Annotated in this window: 17 protein-coding genes; 9 read left to right on the forward strand and 8 right to left on the reverse strand. The window is 67.3% G+C overall.

Annotated elements, in window-relative coordinates:
• Positions 1 to 257 precede the first annotated feature (257 nt).
• The gene (locus EF834_RS16525) at positions 258 to 581 is read left to right on the forward strand and encodes a WhiB family transcriptional regulator (RefSeq protein ID WP_127948302.1); all 324 of its coding nucleotides are present in this window, start codon (positions 258 to 260) and stop codon (positions 579 to 581) included.
• A 170-nt stretch (positions 582 to 751) separates the two neighbouring features.
• On the opposite strand, the gene EF834_RS16530 is transcribed toward EF834_RS16525, so the two are convergent.
• Both EF834_RS16530 and EF834_RS16535 read right to left on the reverse strand, forming a co-directional pair.
• On the reverse strand, positions 752 to 1,891 hold the full coding sequence (locus EF834_RS16530; protein ID WP_127948303.1) for an ArsA family ATPase: 1,140 nt from the start codon (positions 1,889 to 1,891) through the stop codon (positions 752 to 754).
• Complete coding sequence (locus EF834_RS16535) at positions 1,888 to 2,961, reverse strand: ArsA family ATPase (protein WP_127948304.1); 1,074 nt, start codon at positions 2,959 to 2,961, stop codon at positions 1,888 to 1,890. The genes EF834_RS16530 and EF834_RS16535 overlap by 4 nt, the downstream gene beginning before the upstream one ends.
• Between EF834_RS16535 and EF834_RS16540 the strand changes: the two genes are divergently transcribed.
• The 4 genes from EF834_RS16540 to EF834_RS16555 all read left to right on the forward strand — a co-directional run bounded on the left by EF834_RS16540 (position 2,960) and on the right by EF834_RS16555 (position 5,347).
• Positions 2,960 to 3,124, forward strand: coding sequence for a DUF4177 domain-containing protein (locus EF834_RS16540; RefSeq protein ID WP_127948305.1), 165 nt, complete (start codon positions 2,960 to 2,962; stop codon positions 3,122 to 3,124). The two genes, EF834_RS16535 and EF834_RS16540, sit on opposite strands and share 2 nt — an antisense overlap.
• 5 nt (positions 3,125 to 3,129) lie before the next feature.
• Positions 3,130 to 3,600 carry a RidA family protein gene (locus EF834_RS16545; protein ID WP_127948306.1) on the forward strand — a complete coding sequence of 157 codons (471 nt, stop codon included), beginning with the start codon at positions 3,130 to 3,132 and terminating at the stop codon, positions 3,598 to 3,600.
• A gap of 53 nt (positions 3,601 to 3,653) precedes the next feature.
• The gene (locus tag EF834_RS16550; RefSeq protein WP_127948307.1) at positions 3,654 to 4,418 is read left to right on the forward strand and encodes an SDR family NAD(P)-dependent oxidoreductase; all 765 of its coding nucleotides are present in this window, start codon (positions 3,654 to 3,656) and stop codon (positions 4,416 to 4,418) included.
• A gap of 143 nt (positions 4,419 to 4,561) precedes the next feature.
• Positions 4,562 to 5,347 (forward strand): MBL fold metallo-hydrolase, encoded by a 786-nt coding sequence (locus tag EF834_RS16555; RefSeq protein ID WP_127948308.1) that lies wholly within the window; start codon positions 4,562 to 4,564, stop codon positions 5,345 to 5,347.
• An 8-nt stretch (positions 5,348 to 5,355) separates the two neighbouring features.
• On the opposite strand, the gene EF834_RS16560 is transcribed toward EF834_RS16555, so the two are convergent.
• The gene (locus EF834_RS16560) at positions 5,356 to 6,030 is read right to left on the reverse strand and encodes a Crp/Fnr family transcriptional regulator (RefSeq protein ID WP_005515884.1); all 675 of its coding nucleotides are present in this window, start codon (positions 6,028 to 6,030) and stop codon (positions 5,356 to 5,358) included.
• A gap of 230 nt (positions 6,031 to 6,260) precedes the next feature.
• A complete protein-coding gene (locus EF834_RS16565) occupies positions 6,261 to 6,539 on the reverse strand; it encodes a hypothetical protein (RefSeq protein WP_127948309.1) in 279 nt (92 codons plus the stop codon).
• A 176-nt stretch (positions 6,540 to 6,715) separates the two neighbouring features.
• Between EF834_RS16565 and nth the strand changes: the two genes are divergently transcribed.
• Genes nth through EF834_RS16585 form a run of 4 tightly spaced genes read left to right on the forward strand, consistent with a single transcriptional unit; the run spans position 6,716 to position 10,039 of the window.
• Positions 6,716 to 7,396, forward strand: a complete 681-nt coding sequence (gene nth / locus EF834_RS16570) for an endonuclease III (RefSeq protein WP_127948369.1) — start codon at positions 6,716 to 6,718, stop codon at positions 7,394 to 7,396.
• A gap of 5 nt (positions 7,397 to 7,401) precedes the next feature.
• Positions 7,402 to 8,070 (forward strand): TlpA family protein disulfide reductase, encoded by a 669-nt coding sequence (locus EF834_RS16575; protein ID WP_127948310.1) that lies wholly within the window; start codon positions 7,402 to 7,404, stop codon positions 8,068 to 8,070.
• Positions 8,067 to 8,852: an NUDIX hydrolase gene (locus tag EF834_RS16580; protein ID WP_127948311.1), complete on the forward strand. Its 786-nt coding sequence runs from the start codon at positions 8,067 to 8,069 to the stop codon at positions 8,850 to 8,852. The genes EF834_RS16575 and EF834_RS16580 overlap by 4 nt, the downstream gene beginning before the upstream one ends.
• Entirely contained in the window at positions 8,849 to 10,039 is a 1,191-nt protein-coding gene (locus EF834_RS16585; RefSeq protein ID WP_127948312.1) for a MarP family serine protease, read from the forward strand. Before EF834_RS16580 ends, EF834_RS16585 begins: the two co-directional genes overlap by 4 nt.
• Positions 10,040 to 10,092: 53 nt before the next feature.
• Here the strand turns inward: EF834_RS16585 and EF834_RS16590 are convergent, their stop codons facing one another.
• The 4 genes from EF834_RS16590 to EF834_RS16605 form a co-directional block, all read right to left on the reverse strand.
• Positions 10,093 to 11,028 carry an alpha/beta fold hydrolase gene (locus EF834_RS16590; RefSeq protein WP_127948313.1) on the reverse strand — a complete coding sequence of 312 codons (936 nt, stop codon included), beginning with the start codon at positions 11,026 to 11,028 and terminating at the stop codon, positions 10,093 to 10,095.
• Positions 11,029 to 11,059: 31 nt separating this feature from the next.
• On the reverse strand, positions 11,060 to 11,584 hold the full coding sequence (locus EF834_RS16595; RefSeq protein ID WP_127948314.1) for a phage holin family protein: 525 nt from the start codon (positions 11,582 to 11,584) through the stop codon (positions 11,060 to 11,062).
• Positions 11,585 to 11,639: 55 nt separating this feature from the next.
• Positions 11,640 to 12,866 (reverse strand): Na+/H+ antiporter NhaA, encoded by a 1,227-nt coding sequence (nhaA, locus tag EF834_RS16600; protein WP_127948315.1) that lies wholly within the window; start codon positions 12,864 to 12,866, stop codon positions 11,640 to 11,642.
• Between the two features lie 328 nt (positions 12,867 to 13,194).
• Entirely contained in the window at positions 13,195 to 13,572 is a 378-nt protein-coding gene (locus EF834_RS16605; RefSeq protein ID WP_127948316.1) for a Zn-ribbon domain-containing OB-fold protein, read from the reverse strand.
• Positions 13,573 to 13,587 lie beyond the last annotated feature (15 nt).

Below are 13,587 nucleotides of genomic sequence, written 5' to 3' on the forward strand. Positions count from 1 at the left end.
CGACAGCGAGAACTGGACGCTAGTTCGGCGACGAAGAAGCGGGTGGGACTCGGTCAAAGGCGACGAAGTATGCACGCCCGTACCAGAATTTCTGGCTGTGATCTTGCGCACCGGACTTCCTTTACCTAAATTGACTCTCGTCGGTGTGATACAGCTAACACTGAATTAGGAATGTGGTGCAGTCCTCGCGTGCTACCGGGGGCTGTGGGAACATCCTGAGCGCCGTGGGGAACGGCGTTTCGACGAAGGGGAACCGAATGCACATGACCAGCCCCGCCACGCGGCTCGACTACGAACAGGCGGAAGCCCGGATTCAGTGGGTTGCACAGGCACGATGCCGTGAAATCGACCCCGATCAGCTCTTCGTACGTGGTGCGGCCCAGCGCAAGGCCGCAACCATCTGCCGGCACTGCCCGGTCCTCATGCAGTGCGGAGCCGACGCACTCGACAACCGGGTCGAGTTCGGGGTGTGGGGCGGCATGACCGAACGCCAGCGTCGAGCACTGCTCAAGCAGCACCCCGAGGTCGAGTCTTGGGCGGACTTCTTCGAGGCGCAGCGTCAGCATCAGTCCGCGGTCTGAACAGCAGCCCGGGTAGGCCTTTTTCGGAGAAGTAGCCCGACCGGAATCGCCTGACCGGAATCGCCACAGTCTCGTCGATCTCGTTACGGCGCAGCCCCGCTACCGCTTTCGTTTGCCGGGGCTGCGCTTATGACGCTCTATGACGCTGATGGGTTGGAACCGGGTGTGTTTCAACCCCGGCGAGTCAGCTGATCCCCGACCGCACGCAGCGCCGTGAGGTCCGAGACCTCGAACGGCAGCGACGGTACCCCGACGATCGGTACATGGGGGTGCGAGGAGGTGAAGCGGCTCAACAGCCGCACCTCTCGTTTCGCGGTCACCGCGCGATGCGCGTGGACCCGCAGGACGGCGGAGGTCAGTCGATTCGCTGCGTCCGTCGGGTCGCCCTCGTCCAGCAGATCGGCGCCCGTGAGGGCGTGATCGGCGGGCAACGAGCACAGCGTGGGGTGGGTGCGGTTGAGGATCAGGCCTGCGAGCGGCATCCGGTCACCGGACAGCCGGTCGACGAAGAATGCTGCTTCCCGCAGTGCGTCGGGCTCGGCGGACGCGACGACGACGAACTGGGTGCCTTCGCGGCGCAGCAGTTCGTATGTGCGAGTCGCCCGCTCCCGGAAGCCCCCGAACATCGAGTCCAGCGACTGCACGAACGCCGATGCGTCTGCGAGCATCTGGCTGCCCACCACCGTCGACACACCCTTGAGGGCCAGCCCCATCGCTCCCGTCACGAGGCGGCCTATGCCCCGCCCGGGCGCGGTGAGTAGACGGATCATGCGGCCGTCGAGAAACGCCCCGAGCCGCTGCGGGGCATCGAGGAAGTCGAGCGCGTTGCGTGACGGTGGTGTGTCGACGATTACGAGATCCCAGCGGCGGTCTGCGGCGAGCTGGCCGAGCTTCTCCATCGCCATGTACTCCTGCGTTCCGGAGAACGACGTGGCGACCGTTTGATAGAAGGGGTTCGCGAGGATCTGCTCGGCCTTGCCGGGTGGGGAGTGTTCGAGGACCATCTCGTCGAACGTCCGGCGCATGTTGAGCATCATCGCGTGCAGCTCCCCGGTCGACCCGAGCGCGAGGTCCACGAGTTGGGGTTCGTTGTCGAGGTCCTGGACTCCCAGAGCCTGCGCCAGCCGGCGGGCTGGATCGATCGTCAGAACCGCGACCCGTCGACCTTGCTCGGCGGCGCGCAGTGCCATGGACGCGGCCGTCGTCGTCTTCCCGACACCGCCGGCGCCGCAGCATACGACGATGCGGGTACGCGGATCGGTGAGAACCGCTTCCAGGTCAAGGGCCGGGGCCGTGCGTGGCAGATTCATCGCACACCCTGCGCGCTCAGCCGCTCGGCGAGTTCGTAGAGGCCCCCGAGATCGGCGCCGTCCACCAGCGTGGGCAAGTACATGCGGGCCACCTTCACATCGTCGAGTTGCCTGGCGCTCTCGTCCTGCGCAGCCAGGGTGGCCGCATGCTCGATCACCTCGGTCAGCAGGCCCGCGAAATCGTCGTCGGACAGCGTGATGCCTGCGGCCGCGAGCCCCTTGTGGATTCCTTCGGCATCGATCCGTCCGTTCGCCGCGTCGTCGAGTGCCTCCTTCGGCAGGTGCGCGGAGTCGGTGCGGTTCACGATTACCGCCCCGAGATGCAAGCCGGCGGACTGGAGTTCAGTGACCGCGTCCGCCGTCTCCTGCACGGGCAGCGCCTCGAGCAGCGTCACCAGATGCACGACGGTCTCCTCCGAGTGCAGCAGTCGGACGACGCCCAGGCTCTGCGAGTGGATCGGCCCGCCCTTCGCCAGATCTGACATGGCCCGGGTCACGTCCAGGAACTTTCCGATACGGCCGGTCGGTGGCGAGTCCACCACCACCGCGTCGTACACGCGGCGACCGGACTTGTCGGTGCGTACCGCGCACTCCTTGATCTTTCCGGTGAGCAGCACGTCACGCAGTCCCGGTGCGAGGGTCGTCGCGAACTCGACCGCGCCGATCCTCTTCATTGCGCGTCCCGCGAACCCGAGGTTGTAGAACAGGTCGAGGTATTCGAGGAACGCGGTCTCGAGGTCGACGGCGAGGGCGAACACCTCGCCGCCACCCTCGGCAGTCGCGATCTTGGTTTCCTGCGGCGGCAGCGGTGGGACGTCGAACAACTGCGCGATACCCTGCCTGCCCTCGACCTCGACCAGCAGCACCCGCCGTCCTCCGGCGGCGAGTGCAAGCGCCAGCGAGGCAGCGACGGTGGACTTGCCTGTACCACCCTTACCGGAGACGAAGTGCAGTCGCGCCCGGTCGGCGCTCTGCGGCCACCTATGCGCGGCCGAATCTGTCGGTGCTGCCACGGCCACGAGCCTATAAGTCGCGGGGCCGGTATGCGTGGGGGATAGGCTCGGCGGCATGAGTGAAATGACTACCTGGGAGTATGCGACCGTGCCGCTGTTGACGCACGCGACAAAGGCGATTCTCGACCAGTGGGGTGGCGACGGCTGGGAGCTGGTGACCGTGCTCCCCGGACCGACCGGCGAACAGCATGTGGCCTACCTCAAGCGACCCAAGGGCTGAGGCAGATGGCAGACGTCACACAGTCCTGGACCGCGCGCCTGGCCGAGCTTGGTATCGCTCTGCCACCGGTCGCGGCTCCGGTCGCTGCCTATGTGCCGGCCGTCCGCACCGGTAGTCACGTTCACACCTCGGGCCAGCTGCCGTTCGTCGCCGGGACCCTGTCCCTGACCGGCAAGCTCGGTGCGGACGTCTCGGAGGCCGACGGGAAGGCTGCTGCCCGCACTTGCGCGCTGAACGCGCTCGCCGCAGTGGACGCGCTGGTCGGGTTGGACTCGATCGTGCGCATCGTCAAGGTCGTCGGCTTCGTGGCCTCGGCCGAAGGATTCACGGGCCAGCCCAGTGTGATCAACGGTGCCTCCGAGTTCCTCGGCGAGGTGTTCGGAGACGCCGGCATCCACGCCCGCTCGGCCGTCGGTGTCGCCGAGCTGCCGCTGGGCTCACCCGTCGAGGTCGAACTGATCGCGGAGGTGCGTTAGTCCGAGGTGCATTAGTGGGGTGCATTAGTGAGGTGCATTAGTACGGAGGGACCATGAAGCGATTCGAAGGCCGTCGAGTGCTCGTCACCGGTGCGGGGTCGGGCATCGGGCAGGCGGTAGTGGCCCGCCTACTCGAAGAGGGCGGCATCGTCGCCGGAGCGGACGTGTCCGAGCGCGGGCTGGCGGTGACGCACGAGCATGCCGAGCAGGCCGGTGTCTCCGACCGCCTGCGCTCGGTCGTCGCCGACGTTGCCGATGAGGCTTCGGTCCGTGAGAACGTCGGCGACGCGATCGCCGGCCTGGGTGGCCTCGACGTACTGGTCAACGCCGCCGGCATCCTGCGTTCGTCGCACACCCACGAAACCGACCTCGGATCCTGGAACGAGGTCATCGGCACCAATCTGACCGGCACGTTCTTGGTCACCCGGCAGGCCTTGCCCGCGCTGCTCGAGACCGGCAAGGGCGTCGTGGTGAACTTCAGTTCCACGTCGGCGCAGTTCGCGCACCCGTACATGGCGGCGTACGCAGCCTCGAAGGGCGGCATCCAGTCGTTCACCCACGCGATTGCGCTCGAGTACGCCAAGCAGGGCCTACGCGCAGTCGCGGTCGCGCCCGGCAGCATTGCGTCGGGCATGACCAGCAACCCCGGCTTCCCGGAGGGTGTCGACACCAGCCTGATCGGCAAGCTCTATCCGTGGATCGGCGAGGGTTTCGCGAGTCCGGAGACCGTCGCCGGCGTCGTTGCGATGCTCGCCTCCGACGACGGCGCCTTCGTCACCGGGACCGAGATCCGGATCGACGGCGGCACCCACATGTGATTGCGTTGCGCCACACCGTACATGGGGTGGACGGCAGGAAGCTCGAGGTAGTCGTCGTACAGTGATGCTCGGTTCCGTGATGCCCGGTTCCATGACGCTGGTTTCCGCCGAACCTGCTGTCCACCCGTCAGGAAGGTGCGTCGATGACGCTTCACCACCCCGCGTACGCCCAGCTGCGGCAGGTAACTCCGGTCGCGGCCGTGATGCTCGAGAACAATCCGAGCATGTACGCGCTCGAGGGCACCAACACCTGGATCCTGCGTGCGCCCGGCAACGACGAGTGCATCGTGGTCGATCCCGGTGACGACGACCCGGCGCACCTGGCGCGGGTTGCGGGTGCTGGGACAGTGGCGCTGACGTTGATCTCGCACCGCCACCACGATCACACGGGTGGCATCGACAAGTTCGTCGAGCTCACCGGGGCGCCCGTACGTGCGGTGCGGGAAGAGTTGCGTAGGGGCGGCGGCGCAGGTCTGGAACACGACGAACTGATCGAAGCGGCGGGCCTCACGCTACGGGTGCTCCGTACTCCGGGGCACACGGCAGACTCGGTGTCGTTCGTGATCGAGGACGAGGGGTCCGTGCTCACTGCCGACACCATCCTCGGCCGGGGCACCACCGTGCTCGACGCCTCGGACGGCAACCTGGGTGACTACCTGGAGTCGATGCGGGTCCTCATCGGCCTCGGGGCGGGCCGGATGGTCCTGCCCGGGCACGGGCCGGAGCTGCCCGACCTCGAAACGGTTGCCAGGCGCTACCTCGCGCACCGCGAGGAGCGTCTGACGCAGATCCGGGGAGCGCTCGACGCCCTCGGTGCTGACGCGGACGTACGGGCGGTTGTCGAGCACGTCTACACCGACATCGACGAGACACTCTGGCCCGCGGCCGAGCAGTCGGTCCGGGTGCAGCTGGAGTATCTCCGCGATTGACCGAGCGGTCAGCGAGCGCGTCGGGCCAGACGCTCGGAGTCGGAGATCAGCACGCTCTTGCCCTCGAGACGCAGCCAGCCGCGGTGTGCGAAGTCGGCCAGGGCCTTGTTCACGGTCTCGCGGGAGGCACCGACGAGCTGAGCGATCTCCTCCTGCGTGAGGTCGTGCGTCACGCGGAGGGACCCGGCCTCCTGGGTGCCGAAACGCTGCGCGAGCTGCAACAGTGCCTTGGCGACACGACCCGGAACGTCGGTGAAGATCAGGTCGGCGAGGTTGTTGTTGGTGCGACGCAGGCGACGTGCAAGCACGCGCAGCAGCTGCTCCGCGATCTCCGGGCGCTGGTCGATCCACGACTTGAGGGCGTCGCGGTCCATGCTCACGGCGCGCACCTCGGTGACGGTGGTGGCCGTCGACGTGCGCGGACCTGGGTCGAAGATCGACAGTTCGCCGAACATGTCCGACGGACCCATGATCGTCAGCAGGTTCTCACGGCCGTCCGGCGAGCGGCGGCCGAGCTTGACCTTGCCGGAGACGATGATGTACAGCCTGTCACCGGGTTCGCCCTCGTTGAAGATGACGTGCCCGCGGGGGAAGTCGACGGGCTGGAGCTGCTTGACCAGCGCAGCAACCGCCGAGGGCTCGACTCCTTGGAAGATGCCCGCTCTGGCAAGGACCTCGTCCACTTGCGCTCCTCTTGGAAAACTGTTCGTCAATTGCAGATTGCTGCACGGGGACTTAGGTCTCATGCAACCGGTACGCGAACAGAGTCTACTTGGCGCAGCTGTGGGACGAATCACGGACACAGTGCGGGATTCTGCACCACCGTGAAGAAATCTTCACAAATCCACGCGTTCCGGCGTTCGGCGTCTCGTGCGGTCTGTCCACCACCCGACATCGGCCCTGCCGGCGCGAATCAGCTCGCGCGTCGGGGGCTCTGGTCGTCCTCGTCGGCGCTGACGGTGTCCGGAGCGTCGCGGCGCCCCCGCCTGCGTCGACGGTTGAACCGGGCCAGCGCGTTCGGGAACCCATCGGCGGCGAGCGTCGCGACCTCGTCCTGGCTCGCCTGGTCGAGAAACTCCTCGACCTCCTGCTCGCGGACCGTCAGCCGCCGGAGGCGGAACTCGACGCGCTCCATCGCGAGTGCGAAGAGCATGAGCAGCACAGGGAACAGCACGACAGCCAGACCTTGCATAAGGGTGAAGTAAACACTGTGAACGTCTCAGAAGAAACACGGCGGGGGATCCGGCCGGCGGGAGGGTCCGTAGAGTTGTCGAGGTGCACGCCGCCACAGCAGACGACCGCAGCCCGGGTTCGGTGACCACTCCCACCGGAGAATCACGGCTGGCTCTCGTGCGCCGGGCGCGGCGGATGAACCGCCGCCTGAAGGAGGCCTTCCCGCACGTCTATTGCGAACTCGACTTCACCACTCCGCTCGAGCTCACGGTGGCCACCATCCTGTCGGCCCAGTGCACGGATGTGCGAGTCAACCAGGCAACTCCCGCGTTGTTCGCACGCTATCGCGACGCTCGCGCCTACGCCGAGGCGGACCGAACGGAGCTCGAGGAGTACATCCGTACAACCGGCTTCTATCGCAACAAGGCAAACTCGATCATCGGTCTCGGGCAGGCGCTCCTCGAGCGCTACGACGGAGAGGTTCCGAACAGGTTGCGTGATCTCGTGACGCTGCCCGGCATCGGCCGCAAGACCGCGAACGTTGTCCTCGGCAATGCGTTCGGTGTGCCCGGAATCACCGTCGACACGCACTTCGGCCGATTGGTCCGACGATGGAAGTGGACCGACGAGACGGATCCGGTCAAGGTCGAGCACGCGGTCGGGACACTGATCGAACGCAAGGAGTGGACGGATCTGTCGCACCGAGTGATCTTTCACGGCCGTCGGGTCTGCCACGCGCGCAAGCCCGCGTGCGGGGTGTGCGTCCTGGCTAAGGACTGCCCCTCCTACGGGATCGGCCCGACCGACAAGGTCGCCGCGGCGAAGCTGGTGAAGGGCCCGGAGACCGAGCATCTCCTCGAGCTGGCAGGTCTGTGAGAGGTATGCGTATTTCGGGTGCAGCGCGGTGGAGTTTGGTCGCGCTCGTGGTGGTCGTTGCGCTGATCGTCGCCATCTGGCCACGGGACAACGACAGCGACGGAGGGGTTGCGGCCTACCCCGGAGCGAACCGTTCGACTTCGCAATTGGAGCGCCGAGACGCCGATACCGCAGAGGCACTCGCCCCGCTGCGCGCGGACGCGGCACTGGCGGAGTGCCCCACACCGGCCGGCCCGGCCCCGGCCGGCTCGGTACTCGAGGGCATCACGCTCGAGTGCATCGGTGACGGCAGTCGCGTCGACCTCGGGGCAGCGCTCGCCGGTAAGCCTGCGCTGCTGAACATCTGGGCCTACTGGTGCGCTCCGTGCCGTGAAGAACTGCCATACCTCCAGCAGTACTCGGATCGGGTCGGGGACGCGGCTACCGTTCTGACGGTGCACACCGATTCCAACGAAGCCAACGGGCTCCGCTTTCTCGCCGACGTCGACGTCCATCTGCCGGGTGTGCAGGACGGATCGGCGCGGGTGCAGGCGGCCGTCGGGGCTCCGCCCGTGCTGCCGGTAACGGTACTGATCCGCCCGGACGGCACGATCGCGAAGATCCTCCCGCAGCAGTTCCGCAGCGTCGACGAGATCGCCCAGGCCGTCGAGCAGCATCTCGGTGTCGCCGCATGAGCTTCCACCCTCATCCCCCGTTGAACCCGGACGCCGCACCGGAGTGGCTGCGCGCGATGACGCGCACACTGCCCGCGGATCCGAACCGCGTCAACCCCGTCCTCAACCGCCATTCCCCGGAAGACGCCCAAGCGCGGCCAGCCGCCGTGCTGGTGTTGTTCGGCGGGTCTCCGGAGTCTGATCCGCTCGCCGTCGGTGGACTTCCTGCTGATGCCGATGTCTTACTGACGCAGCGAGCGTCGACGATGCGGCAGCACAGCGGCCAGATCGCCTTCCCCGGCGGCGCCGCCGACCCTGAGGACGAGAGCCCCGTCGACACTGCGCTCCGCGAGGCGGAGGAGGAGACCGGACTCGTCCGCGACGGTGTCCAGCCGCTCGCGATGCTGCCCGAGATCTTCATTCCGCCATCCGGGTTCGACGTCACCCCGGTCCTCGCCTACTGGCGCGATCCCAGCCCCGTCCGCGTCGTCGATGCCGCGGAGGCCGAACGCGTCGTGCGGGTGCCTCTGCGCGAGCTGATCGACCCCGACAATCGGTTCCAGATCCGGCATCGCGCCGGTTTTCAGGGCCCGGCATTCGAGGTGGACGGGATGCTTGTGTGGGGGTTCACCGCGGGTGTGATTGCGGGCCTGCTGGCGGTGTCCGGCTGGGAAATCGAATGGGACCACCGCGATGTCCGGGACCTCGACGTAACGCTCACCCGGGTTGAGACCGGCGTGGAGGAGAGCGAACTGACCAGCGATTTCGGGCACCGCGCGGCGCGAGGATTGGGGGAGCTTTGAGTGGATCCGGTTGGATCGACCTGGCGGTAATCCTCGTGGCGTTGCTGGCTGCCTCCTCGGGGTGGCGGCAGGGCGCGGTGGCGTCGGCGCTCGCGTTCCTCGGCGTCGTGCTCGGTGCGGTGGCCGGCATCCTCATCGCGCCGCACGTGCTCGTCCATGTCGACGAAGGGCGGCTGCGGTTGCTCGCGGGCATCGCGCTGATCGTCGTACTGGTGGTGATCGGCGAAGCGGCGGGCATGGTGCTTGGGCGTGCGGCCCGCGGCGGTATGCACAGTCCCGTCGCCCGGGGCGCGGACAGCACGGTGGGCGCAGGTCTGCAGTTCGTCGCGGTGCTGGTCATTGCATGGCTTCTCGCGATACCGCTCACTTCGTCCGCACAGCCCAACGTCGCGACGGCGGTGCGCGGTTCCAAGGTGCTCAGCACCGTGGACGATGTCGCCCCCGACTGGCTACGCCGGGTGCCCAGCGAGTTCTCGGCCTTGCTCGACACATCGGGCCTGCCCGATGTAATCGGCCCGTTCGGTCGTACCCCCATCACGAACGTCGAGCCGCCCGACGCCACGGTGCTCGCCAGTCCGATCGCGCAGCAGCTGCACCCGAGCGTGCTCCGGATCCGAGGGTCTGCGCCCAGCTGCGAGAAGGCGCTCGAAGGTTCGGGCTTCGTCGTCGGCCCGCAGCTCGTGATGACCAACGCGCACGTCGTGGCCGGCACCTCCAGAGTCATCGTCGATACCGCCGCGGGGCCGCTGGACGCCCGCGTCGTGGTATTCGATCCGGCCGTCGACGTAGCAGTGCTCGACGTACCGGGCCTCACTGCGCCGCCGCTCGCCTTCGCTTCGGGGCATGCCGACACGGGGGACAACGCGATCGTCCTCGGTTACCCGGGTGGCGGCCCGTACACGGCCAGCGCCGTGCGCATTCGAGAGGTTCTCGACCTCCAGGGCCCGGACATTTACCGGTCCGGCACGGTCGAGCGCGAGGTGTACACGGTGCGCGGCCTGGTGCAACAGGGCAACTCGGGGGGCCCGCTGGTTGACGAGCAGGGCGATGTCCTCGGTGTGGTGTTCGGGGCCGCTGTAGACAACAGCGACACCGGATTCGCGCTCACCGCGGACGAAGTGTCCAAGCAGCTCGACCAGGCCGAGCAGTCGAGCGCCCCGGTGGGCACCGGGGTGTGCATCGTCTGACGCCCAGCGCCTCGACGTAGGACGGCACCGCCGTCGGGCTGCCGGCCGCGCGGTCAGCGGGACGCCGACGCGAACCGGATCAGTTCGGCGGTGACCTGGTCGGGCGACTCCTGGTGCGCGAAGTGGCCGACATCGGCGATCCGGTGCAGCTGTTGTCCGGGCGCGTGCGCGGTCGACCGCTCGACCGTTCCGGCCAGAACGTAGGGGTCCAGGTCGCCATGGATCTGCAGCACCGGGATCTCGAGTCGACGATCCATCGCCGCCATGAAACGGTGGCCCTCGGGGCGGAACTGGCTGCGGAACGCCCAGCGCTGGTACTCGAGCGCGGAATGCGCAACCCGCGGGATCTGGATCGCCGACCGCAGCCGGGCGGCGACCTCACGGTACTCGTCGGACCGCGGCCATCCAGGCCCGGACCGAGCCCGCAGGAGGCGTTCGACCTCGGCGCCGTTGTCGCGGACAAGTCGTCGCTCCGGCCGCCACGGCAGCTGGTATTCGAGGAAGGTCGGGAGAAGCGCCTGGCGCTGCCGATGGTCCCGGAGGACGGATTGCTTGAGCGCAATCGGGTGCGGTGAACTGATCAGCCCGATCGACTTCACCAGCCGTGGGTGTAGCAGTGCTGTCGCCCAACATACGAGGCCGCCGTCGGCGTGCCCGATCAGGGCCGCGTTCGAGTGACCCATCGCGCGGATCAGCCCGGCGATGTCGCCGGCGAGCGTCCAGCCGTCGTAGCCGCGAGGCGGGGTGTCGGTGTCGCCGTACCCGCGCAAGTCGACGGCTACCGTCCGGAACCCCGCGTCGGCGAGGGCGGGAAGTTGGTGGCGCCAGGACCACCAGAGATCGGCGAAGCCGTGCAGCAGGACGACCAGGGGGGCGTCGGGTCGCGACGGGCCGGCCTCCGAGACGTGGATGCGGATGCCGTTCGCGTGGATGTCACGATGCGTCCACGGTCCGTCGTAGCGGACCGTGGACGGGTCGGGTTGCGTCACGGGACGAGCCACCGGGGCTTAAACCGGGGCTTCAACCGGCGGTGGCCTCTCCCGTGCCTGCCGGCGAGGTGGCGTCCGGACGCTGTCCGGGGAGAACCGTCGCGGTCTGCTTGAGCGAGTTGATCGTCTTGTTCGGGGCGTGCAGTCTGCGGAACCGGGCGTAGCCGAGCAGCGCGAGGACACCGGTGACGACGAGCATCAGCGCGAACACGATCAGGAACGAGGCCCACCGATCGAGCCACACGCTGAGCAGCTCTGCGAGGAAGAAAAAGAAGAAGAATGCGCTGAAGGTGAGCACGGCGAGCGCCAGGACGAGGAACGCGCTGCCTTGCAGGCCCTTCTTCGCCTCTCTGGTGACCTCAGCCTTCGCAAGTTCGACCTCGGCGCGGAACAGCGTCGAGATCTGCGCGGTCGCATCGCGCACGAGGGTGCCGATGGACGCAGTCTGCGGATCGTGGAGGTCTGTGAGCGGAATCGAGGAAACCGTCGTCGGGACTCCGTCCCCGGTGAACCGATTGCTGTCTCCTGCGGCTCCGTTGCCGTTGGTGAAACTCACTTCTCGACCCCTCCAGGTTCTCTTGGCGCGCTGATACCCCGATAAGCGAGTGCTCTCACGAATCGGTGGCAGCGGCGCGGGCCTGATGGACCCGTCCGCGCCGTAACAGTAACGCCGATCCGATCAGTGACGCAGCCAACGATGTTATGAGCACCGCGGCCTTCGCGATCTCCGCTTCGCTGCCGTCGCCGACACCCGCGAGAGCAAGATCGGCTACCAGAAGGCTAACGGTGAACCCGATCGCGCCGAGCATCGACAGCGCGAACATGTCGCGGAACCCGAGCAGGCGCGGCTTGGTGGCGATGCCGAGACGGATGGCCAACCACGAGATCCCGAAGATGCCGACGGTCTTGCCGACGAGCAGGCCAAGGATGATCGCGAGCGAGATCCGATTGGTGAACAGTTCGCCGAGAACCTGCCCGTTGATCGGGACACCCGACGCGAACAGCGCGAACATCGGCACACAGAACCCGGCGGACCAGGGTTGGATGCGGTGCTCGAGCCGGGTTGCCGGCGCTTCCTGCTCGCCCGGATCCGTGCGTACACGGGTGAGCAGGCCCAACGCGACACCCGCCAGCGTGGCGTGAACACCGGCCTCGTGGACGCTGTACCAGGTCAGCAGGGCGAGGGGGACATAGAGGAACGGGGTCGTGATGCGCCGCTGCTGCGCGAACCAGTAGACGAGCAGGCACGCAGCAGCGGTCAGGAGCCACAGCATCGCGATCGACGCCGTGAACAGCACCGCGATCAGGATGATGGCGAGCAGGTCGTCGACCACAGCGAGGCTGAGCAGGAAGACTCGTGCGCTCGCGGGTACTCGGGATCCGGTCAACGCGAGGACGCCCAGCGCGAAAGCGATATCGGTGGCGACCGGAATCGCCCAGCCGCCCTGGTTCATGCCCGGGGCGCCGGCACCGACCACGGCCGCGATGACCGCCGGCACCAGGACGCCGCCGAGGGCGGCGATGATCGGCAGCAGCGCCTTCTTGCGGTCGGCAAGCTCGCCGACGACGAGCTCACGCTTGAGTTCGAGACCGGCGACGAAGAAGAAGACCGCCAGCAGACCGTCTTTCGCCCAGGTACCGAGGCTGAGATCCAAGTGGAGGGGAATGGGGCCGATCTCGCTGGGGCCGACCTGCCAGTCGCGCAGCGATGTGTAGGAATCCACCAACGGTGAGTTCGCCCACACCACGGCGATGGCGGCGGCAATGAGGAGTACGGATCCGCCAACGGTCTCGGTGCGAAGGAAACGGGCGAGCTCAGAACGTGTGGCGGGAATCAAGAATGGCCTCTCACCTGGGATTTGGGTATGACTGATCGGCGCCGACCAGGCTTCCCGGCACACCGTATGGAATCTTAGCGCGACCTTTGCGACCGTTCAGTCGGGGCGTCCCCGGCCGCTGGCGAAGCGTACGAAACGTTCAGTTCGACGCCCAGGTAGGCGGCTTGGGAAAGGTGAACCGGGAAGGTGAACCGGGGAGGTGAAAGGTGGAGAGGTCGAGACCGCGGCGGAGGGCGACGGCGGGGCAGGGGTGAATCGCTCGGCAGGGTCCGACGCGACCTCGATCTGGGGTTGGAGAGTGGATATGGGGTTGGAGAGTGTCCGACGCTCAGCGGGTCTGCTGCAGCACGAACATCGGGTAGGGCTCGCCAGGGATCATGTGGTGGTAACGGACGCGGATTGGTGCCTTCCCGTTCGCATCGGGCGCGCCGGCGATCCACGCGTACGTCCACGGACCTTCGTCGAGTGCGACGATCGCGATCGTGTGCGGGACGCAATCGTTGGACGTCCGGCTGGCGAAGACTTCGACCACGGTCCACGAGACGATCGATCCGTTCCCGCCGGTACTCGTCCGGCTGATCTCGGCGCTGTGGCAGGACGAGCAGACTGCCGCGTCAGGGGAGAGGAGCGTCTTGCAGCAGTCGCAGCGGCCGATCGTGAAGTCGTCCTGGATGGTGGTGCCTGGGCGTTGAAGCTGAGCGTGCATCAGGAGACCTCCACT

This window comes from Rhodococcus spongiicola, assembly GCF_004011835.1.
GTDB classification, from domain to species: Bacteria; Actinomycetota; Actinomycetes; order Mycobacteriales; family Mycobacteriaceae; genus Prescottella; species Prescottella spongiicola.

Coding starts and splice junctions, on each gene's coding strand:
- EF834_RS16525 (WP_127948302.1), top strand. CDS start 258: ATGCACATGACCAGCCCCGCCACGCGGCTCGACTACGAACAGGCGGAA.
- EF834_RS16530 (WP_127948303.1), bottom strand. CDS start 1,891: ATGAATCTGCCACGCACGGCCCCGGCCCTTGACCTGGAAGCGGTTCTC.
- EF834_RS16540 (WP_127948305.1), top strand. CDS start 2,960: ATGAGTGAAATGACTACCTGGGAGTATGCGACCGTGCCGCTGTTGACG.
- EF834_RS16535 (WP_127948304.1), bottom strand. CDS start 2,961: ATGCCGCCGAGCCTATCCCCCACGCATACCGGCCCCGCGACTTATAGG.
- EF834_RS16545 (WP_127948306.1), top strand. CDS start 3,130: ATGGCAGACGTCACACAGTCCTGGACCGCGCGCCTGGCCGAGCTTGGT.
- EF834_RS16550 (WP_127948307.1), top strand. CDS start 3,654: ATGAAGCGATTCGAAGGCCGTCGAGTGCTCGTCACCGGTGCGGGGTCG.
- EF834_RS16555 (WP_127948308.1), top strand. CDS start 4,562: ATGACGCTTCACCACCCCGCGTACGCCCAGCTGCGGCAGGTAACTCCG.
- EF834_RS16565 (WP_127948309.1), bottom strand. CDS start 6,539: ATGCAAGGTCTGGCTGTCGTGCTGTTCCCTGTGCTGCTCATGCTCTTC.
- nth (WP_127948369.1), top strand. CDS start 6,716: ATGAACCGCCGCCTGAAGGAGGCCTTCCCGCACGTCTATTGCGAACTC.
- EF834_RS16575 (WP_127948310.1), top strand. CDS start 7,402: ATGCGTATTTCGGGTGCAGCGCGGTGGAGTTTGGTCGCGCTCGTGGTG.
- EF834_RS16580 (WP_127948311.1), top strand. CDS start 8,067: ATGAGCTTCCACCCTCATCCCCCGTTGAACCCGGACGCCGCACCGGAG.
- EF834_RS16605 (WP_127948316.1), bottom strand. CDS start 13,572: ATGCACGCTCAGCTTCAACGCCCAGGCACCACCATCCAGGACGACTTC.